Below are 6912 nucleotides of genomic sequence, written 5' to 3' on the forward strand. Positions count from 1 at the left end.
GCATGGCCCGGCGCTACCGGTGGTGCGCGTGGGTAGCGCCGGGCCATGCCCGGCGAGCGCAGCGGCGCGGGTACGTTACGGGAACCGCAACTCGACCACGCCGTCATGCGGCAGGCTGACCTTGACCGGCGCGGTCTGCAGGTCGTCTTCGCTGCGGTTGGCGCTGCCGCTGCGCGAAATGCGCGCCAGTACTTCCACTTCGCGATGCGCCGACAGCGGTGCGGTCGGCATCGGGCTGTCGCCGTCGCCGAGGCCGACCGTTGCAGGGAAGCTGGCCAAGGGCAGCTTGCGTGCAGCCACCGGCATCGGCGGGCCACCCACCGCGCGCGCCAGCACGAACACCTGGGTGCTGGCCGGCCAATCACTTGCTTTCAACGATGCGGGCAGGTGCACCCGCACCTGCAGCAGCGCCGGTGCAGTTGCCGGTGCGTCCGCCGGCTGGCCGGCCGCGTCACGGGCGATGGCGATCTGCGCCTGCAGCGCCTGCGCCGCGCCCGGCTCCAGGCGAGGCAGCAGCGTGCTCCAGAGATCGGCGGCCTCGGCGTTGCGTCCGCGCTGGCGCAGCGCGATGCCAAGCAGCCAGCTTGCGCGTTCGGCATCGGGCGACAGGGTACGTGCACGCTGCAGCCATGCCAGCGCGGTGTCATCGAACTGCTTGCCCGGGTCGGCCTGCGCGCGTGCCTGCGCGGCCTCGACCAGCACGCCCGGTTCGTCCGGCGCCAGGGCTGCGGCGCGGTTGAAGGCATCGGCCGCAGCGGCGGCGTTGCCGAGCTCGGCCTGCGAACGGCCCAGCAGCGCCCAGCCATCAGCGCGTTGCGGATCACGCTGCAACGCCTGCTGCAGTGCTTCTACGCCGTCACGCAGGGTGGCGACCGACGGCGCAGGCTGCACCTGTGCGGCGCGGGGATTGCCAACCAGCAGGTACAGGCAGGCACCGGCCACGCCCAGTGCCACCACCCCCAGCACGAAGCTGCGACGGCCTTGCTGGCGCAGCGGCCACAGCACCATAGCCGCCAACAGCGCAGCGGCCACTGCGGCGACCATCGGCAACCCGTACGTCACCAGTCCTCTCCCTCGGTTGGGTTCACTGCAGCAGATGCATCCATCTGCCGGCTGCGACGACGGACGATGCCCATCACCACCAGCGCGCCGCCACCCAGTACCAGCAGCGGACCGCCCCACAGCAGCCAGGTGCCCGGTTGCAGTGGCGGTTGATAGAGCACGAACTCGCCATAGCGGGCGACCAGGAACTGCTTTATCGCCGCATCGTCGAGGCCCTGCTGCATCAACTGCAGCACTTCACGGCGCAGATCCTGGGCGATCTGCGCATTGGAATCGGCCAATGACTGGTTCTGGCACTGCACGCAGCGCAACTGCGCGGCCAGGTCGTGGAAGCGCGCTTCCTCGGCCGCATCGCGGAACACCAGCGGCCGCGCATCATGCACCGGTTGCTGGGCAAGGCCGGCGATCGGCAGCGCCAGGGTCATCGCCAGCAGCAGCGGCAGCAGCCAGCGCATGCGCTTACGGCGAGGCGTGCAGGGTGTTGCCGGCATCGCCCTGGGCCTTTTCAAGCTTTTCCAGCGCCGGAATCAATTTCTCGTCGACCACCTGCTGGGTCATTGCACCGCTGTACTTCCAGCGCACGATGCCACTGCCATCGACCAGGAAGGTCTCCGGTGCTGCGGTCACGCCCCAGTCGATGGCGGTGCGGCCTTCGATGTCGCTCAGTACGACCATGAACGGGTTGCCCAGCTGTTCCAGCCAGTGCAGCGCGTCGGTGGGTTCATCCTTCCAGTTGTAGCCGATCACGCGCACGCGCTTGCTCTCGGCGAAGCGGGTCAGCACCGGATGTTCTTCGCGGCAGGCCGCACACCAGCTGCCCCAGACGTTGAGCAGGTAGGGCGCACCACGCAGCTCTTCGCTGCGCACGATCATCTGCGGGTCATGCAGCACCGGCAGCGCGAACGCCGGCGCCGGCTTGTCGATCAGTGCCGAAGGCAGCACATCGCGCTGCGGATCGCCCGATTTCATCACCCCGTAGATCATCAGGCCAAGCAGGCCGAAGAAGAACAGGACGCCAATCACGATGGCTACCGGCGGCAGCGGGCGGGAAGGGCGTGGGGCGGGCGACTCGGACATGGGGAACTCCTACGGACGACGAAAGCGGCGATCGGCGGCGGTGATGAATCCGCCCAGGGCCATCAACAGCGCGCCCAGCCAGATCCAGCGCACGAAGGGCTTGATGTGCACCCGTACCGCCCATGCATTGTTGCCCAGCGGCTCGCCCAATGCCACGTAGACATCACCGCTGAGGCGTGCATCGATGCCGGCTTCGGTCATCACCTGACCGCCGCTGGCGTACTGGCGCTTCTCCGGATGCAGCAGGGCCAGTTCGCGACCCTCGCGCAGCACCCGCAGATGGCCGCGGTCAGCGATGAAATTGGGGCCTTCGCGGTGGTCCACGCCCTCGAAGCGGACTTCGTGGCCGGCGACCACCACCTGCTGGCCCGGTGACAGCGCGACTTCGCGCTGCACGTTCAAGGCTTCCACCAACAGCGCGCCGGCCAGGAACACCGCGACACCGGCATGGGCGACGATCATGCCAAGCATCTCGGCAGTGAAGCGGCCATTGCCACGCAGGCGCTGCCAGACGAAACGGGCGGTGCCCAGGCCGACCCAGGCTGCGGCCGCGACGCCGATACCGGCCTTCCAGCCATTCTGCGGCGCCTGCCACCAGGCCCAGGCGCCGAGCAGCACGGCCAGGCCCGCCCATGGCAACAGCACTGCCAGTGCGCGCGAGGGTTGGTCGCGCTGCCACTTCAGCAGCGGACCGAACGGCAGCAGCATCACCAACGGTGCCATCAACAGCAGGAACAGGCTGCCGAAGTAGGGCGGACCCACCGAGATCTTGCCCAGCGACAGCGCATCGGCCAGCAGCGGGTAGAGCGTGCCGAGCAGGACCATCGCGCAGGCGCTGGCCAGCAGCAGGTTGTTGGCCAGCAGCAGGGTTTCGCGCGAGGTCGCGGTGAAGCCACGGCGCGGATCGCCGGCATCCACGGCCAGCCGCGGCGCACGCAGCGCATACAGCAGCAGGCTGCCACCCACCAGCACCGACAGGAAGATCAGGATGAACAACCCGCGCGAGGGATCGGCGGCGAACGAATGCACGCTGGTCAGCACGCCGGAGCGGACCAGGAAGGTGCCCAGCAGCGACAGCGCGAATGCCGCGATGGCCAGCAGCAGCGTCCAGCTGCCGAAGGTGCCGCGCTTTTCGGTCACCGCCTGTGAATGGATCAGCGCCGCGCCAACCAGCCACGGCATGAAGCTGGCGTTCTCGACCGGGTCCCAGAACCACCAGCCGCCCCAGCCCAGCTCGTAGTACGCCCACCAGCTGCCCAGCGCGATGCCCAGCGTGAGGAAGCCCCAGGCGACGTTGGTCCAGGGCCGCGTCCAGCGTTGCCAGCGCGCATCGACGCGGCCTTCCAGCAGTGCCGCCACGGCGAAGGCGAACGGCACCGCAAAGCCGACGTAGCCCAGGTACAGCATCGGCGGATGGATGATCAGCCCCGGGTCCTGCAGCAGCGGGTTGAGATCACGGCCTTCCAGCGGCACCGGGTTCAAGCGGAGGAACGGGTTGGAGGTGAAGATCAGGAAGGCGAGGAAGCCGACGCTGACCACGCCCATCACCGCCAGCACGCGCGCCTGTACCGGTGCTGGCAGATGCCGCGAGAACAGCGCCACCGCGCCGGTCCACAGCGCCAGCACCAGCGCCCACATCAGCAGCGAGCCTTCGTGCGCCCCCCACACCGCCGAATAGCGGTAGATCAGCGGCAGCAGCGAGTTGGAGTTTTCGGCGACGTAACGCACCGAGAAGTCCTGCTGCACGAAGGCTGCCGTCAGTACGGCGAAGGCGCCGGCCAGCAGCACCAGTTGGGCAAAGGCCGCCGGACGGGCAACCGACATCCATGCGTCGTTGCCGCGCTGCGCACCGACCAGCGGCAACACGGCCTGCAGCAGCGAGGCCAGCAACGCGCAGAGCAGGAGGATCTGGCCGAATTCGGGAAGCACTCAGCGCACCTCGGGCGCCGTGACCGGCACATCGTGCTTGCGATGCGCATCGCCCATCTTGTCGGCCACTTCCTTGGGCACGTAGTTCTCATCGTGCTTGGCCAGTACCTCGTCGGCGACGAAGGTGCCGTCCTGCAGGCGGCCGCTGGCGACCACCGCAGTGCCCTCGCGGAACATGTCCGGCAGGATGCGGTCGGTGCTGACCGGCAGCGTTGCATCGCCGTCGGTGACCACGAAGTGGGCCTGCAGCGAGCCGCTGGGCCGATCGAAGGATCCCTTCACCACCATGCCGCCCAGACGGAAGCGCGACTGCGCATCGACGTCCCCGCGCAGCACTTCCGAAGGCGTGTACAGGTAGGCGATGTTGCGCTGCAGGGCGAAGGCGACCAGGGTGGTCGCCAGCGCGGAGGCCAGCAGCAGCAGGAGCACCCAGATCATGCGGCGTCGCTGTACCGGCGTCATCGGCTGAGCTCGGTGGCCAGCGGCGCCTGTGCCGCCGCGTTGCCACGCGCCTGCAGCCGCTGTTGGCGGCGTTGCGCCAGCTGTCGGGCGCTGCGCAGGCGTAGCCATGAGCCCAGCGCATCGGCGCCCAGCACCAGCAGGAACACCGCGAAGGCAGCGATGAGGTAGGGCAGGTGGGTCATTGCCGTGCCTCCCCATCCGCGGTGCCGAAGCGCTCGCCGATCCAGGCCTTGCCGGCCTCGCGCGCGATGTTGTCGGCACGCGCCTTGGCCAGCAGCGAGCCGACGAACCACAGTTTGGTGGCGACCACCATCCACCACAGCGGGGCGATCAGTTCCGGCCGCACCGCGTTCTCGCCGAACACGTTGATTGACTGGCGCTGGTGCAGCGCCCCCCACCAGTCCACCGAATAGCGGATGATCGGCAGCAGGCCCACCCCCACGATGGCCAGCAGGCCGGCCGCGCGTGCGGCGCTGCGGCGGTCTTCGATGGCGTGGTACAGGCCGATCACACCCAGGTACAGAAACAGCAGGATCAGCTCGCTGGTCATGCGCGGGTCCCAGTCCCACCAGGTGCCCCAGGTGCCCTTGCCCCAGATGCTGCCGGTCAGCAGGGTGATCAGGGTGAAGCCGGCACCCATCGGCGCACAGGCCATCGCCAGGATCTCGCAGATCTTGATGCGCCAGATCAGCGCGATGGCGGCGTAGGCAGCCATCAGCGCGAACGCGAACAGGCTCATCCAGGCGCTGGGGACATGGATGTAGATGATGCGGAAGGCATCGTGCTGGTTCTGTTCCGGCGGTGCCACGAACAGGCCCTGCCATAGGCCGATCAGCAGCACAGGAACCGCCGCGGCGTAGAACACGCGGGACCAGCGTGAGGCGAAACGATCGAAGGTCGGGGGCGAACCGAGTTGATGGAACCAGCGGACGATCGGATTCATGCGTGGCGGCTATCCAGCAGGGGTGGATTGGCTCTCAGCTCGGTCAACTCAGAGAAATACGGATCGCAGCAGCGGTGGCCAGCGGTGCCAGCACCAGGGCGATCACCAGCCCGGCGCCCAGCATGAGCAGCGCACCGACCGGATCCTGTCCGCGGCTGGCTGCCGCCAGGCTGCCGGCACCGAAGACAAGCACCGGTACGTACAACGGCAACGACAGCAACGCCACGAGAATACCAGAGCGCCGGATGCCCACGGTCAGTGCAGCGACCACGCCACCGATCAGGCTCAACAACGGTGTTCCCAGCAGCAACGATGCCAGCAGCATCGGCAGCTGGTCATGCGGCAGATGCAGCATTTCCGCCAGCAGCGGGCTCAGCAGGATCAACGGCAGGGCGGTGGTCGCCCAGTGCAGCAGCACCCGCACCAGCACCAGCCAGGCCAGCGGCACCGGCGCCAGCAGCCATTGTTCGAGCGAACCGTCTTCAGCATCGGAGCGGAACAGCGAATCCAGTGCCAGCTGCCCGGCCAGCAGCACCGCCAACCACAGCACCGCACCGGCGGTGGCGGCCAGCGGCTGCGGGTCGCGGCCCTGGGCGAGGGCGAACAGCACCACCACCAGCAGGGCGAACAGCACCGGCTGCAGCGCATCGCCGCGGCGGCGCCAGAGCAGGCGCAGGTCGCGCGCCACCAGGGCACGGGCGGTCTGCCACAGGCCCGGTTCAGTGCCCGGCGCGATCATGCTTCACCGCCCAGATCGAGCTGGCGGGTGCGTACCGGCGGCGCGGCATAGGCGCCATGGGTGGTGACCAGGGCGGCGCCGCCGCTGCGCAGGTGTGCGGAAATCATCCGGTTGACCAGGTTGATGCCTTCCAGGTCGAGGTTGGCATAGGGTTCGTCGAGCAGCCACAGCGGGGCCGGCGACAGCCAGATGCGGGCCAGCGCCAGCCGCCGTTTCTGTCCGGCCGACAGGTGCCGCACCAGGGTGTCCTCGTAGCCGGCCAGACCAACGATGGCCAGCGCATTGCCCGGCATCTGCCGTGCGCGGCGGCCGTGCAGGCCACACAGGAAATGCAGATTCTCCAGCGTGTCCAGGTCCGGCTTCAGGGCAGGCAGGTGGCTGAGGTAGGCGACATAGCGCGCGCGCTCGGCGTTGCTGGCCGGCTTGCCGTCGATCAGCACCTGGCCCGCGCCCGGGCGTGCCAGGCCCGACAGCACGCGCAGCAGGGTGGTCTTGCCGGCACCATTGCCGCCCTGCACCAGCAGCGCCTCGCCGGCATCCACGTGGAAGTCCAGCGGGCCGAACACCGGCTCGTCATTGCGGGAGAAGCTCAGGCCGCTGGCGGCCAGCAATGCAGGGGTGTTCAAGGCGCAGGGGTCTTCATGCGGGAGTGCGGCGGCAATTGTAGCGGTGAATGTGACCCGGTAGCGGGGGGGGGGGG

The 6912-nt window shown here is 68.7% G+C and carries 9 protein-coding genes; all 9 read right to left on the reverse strand.

Going from position 1 to position 6912, the window contains the following annotated elements; all coding sequences use genetic code 11:
• Positions 1-75 precede the first annotated feature (75 nt).
• Genes ACFX4F_RS18555 through ccmA form a run of 9 tightly spaced genes read right to left on the reverse strand, consistent with a single transcriptional unit; the run spans position 76 to position 6838 of the window.
• On the reverse strand, positions 76-1044 hold the full coding sequence (locus tag ACFX4F_RS18555) for a tetratricopeptide repeat protein (RefSeq protein ID WP_380657726.1): 969 nt from the start codon (positions 1042-1044) through the stop codon (positions 76-78).
• Between the two features lie 14 nt (positions 1045-1058).
• Entirely contained in the window at positions 1059-1517 is a 459-nt protein-coding gene (locus ACFX4F_RS18560; RefSeq protein ID WP_099821233.1) for a cytochrome c-type biogenesis protein, read from the reverse strand.
• A gap of 4 nt (positions 1518-1521) precedes the next feature.
• The gene (locus ACFX4F_RS18565) at positions 1522-2139 is read right to left on the reverse strand and encodes a DsbE family thiol:disulfide interchange protein (RefSeq protein WP_025876469.1); all 618 of its coding nucleotides are present in this window, start codon (positions 2137-2139) and stop codon (positions 1522-1524) included.
• Between the two features lie 9 nt (positions 2140-2148).
• Positions 2149-4068: a heme lyase CcmF/NrfE family subunit gene (locus ACFX4F_RS18570; protein WP_380657719.1), complete on the reverse strand. Its 1920-nt coding sequence runs from the start codon at positions 4066-4068 to the stop codon at positions 2149-2151.
• Positions 4069-4530 carry a cytochrome c maturation protein CcmE gene (gene ccmE / locus ACFX4F_RS18575; protein ID WP_380657721.1) on the reverse strand — a complete coding sequence of 154 codons (462 nt, stop codon included), beginning with the start codon at positions 4528-4530 and terminating at the stop codon, positions 4069-4071.
• Entirely contained in the window at positions 4527-4712 is a 186-nt protein-coding gene (gene ccmD / locus ACFX4F_RS18580) for a heme exporter protein CcmD (protein ID WP_099821182.1), read from the reverse strand. Before ccmD ends, ccmE begins: the two co-directional genes overlap by 4 nt.
• Entirely contained in the window at positions 4709-5473 is a 765-nt protein-coding gene (gene ccmC, locus ACFX4F_RS18585) for a heme ABC transporter permease CcmC (RefSeq protein ID WP_380657723.1), read from the reverse strand. The genes ccmD and ccmC overlap by 4 nt, the downstream gene beginning before the upstream one ends.
• A 43-nt stretch (positions 5474-5516) precedes the next feature.
• A complete protein-coding gene (gene ccmB / locus ACFX4F_RS18590; protein WP_089236201.1) occupies positions 5517-6212 on the reverse strand; it encodes a heme exporter protein CcmB in 696 nt (231 codons plus the stop codon).
• A complete protein-coding gene (gene ccmA, locus ACFX4F_RS18595; protein ID WP_100553020.1) occupies positions 6209-6838 on the reverse strand; it encodes a heme ABC exporter ATP-binding protein CcmA in 630 nt (209 codons plus the stop codon). The genes ccmB and ccmA overlap by 4 nt, the downstream gene beginning before the upstream one ends.
• Positions 6839-6912 lie beyond the last annotated feature (74 nt).

The organism is Stenotrophomonas sp. YIM B13575 (genome assembly GCF_042787595.1).
GTDB classification, from domain to species: Bacteria; Pseudomonadota; Gammaproteobacteria; order Xanthomonadales; family Xanthomonadaceae; genus Stenotrophomonas; species Stenotrophomonas lactitubi_B.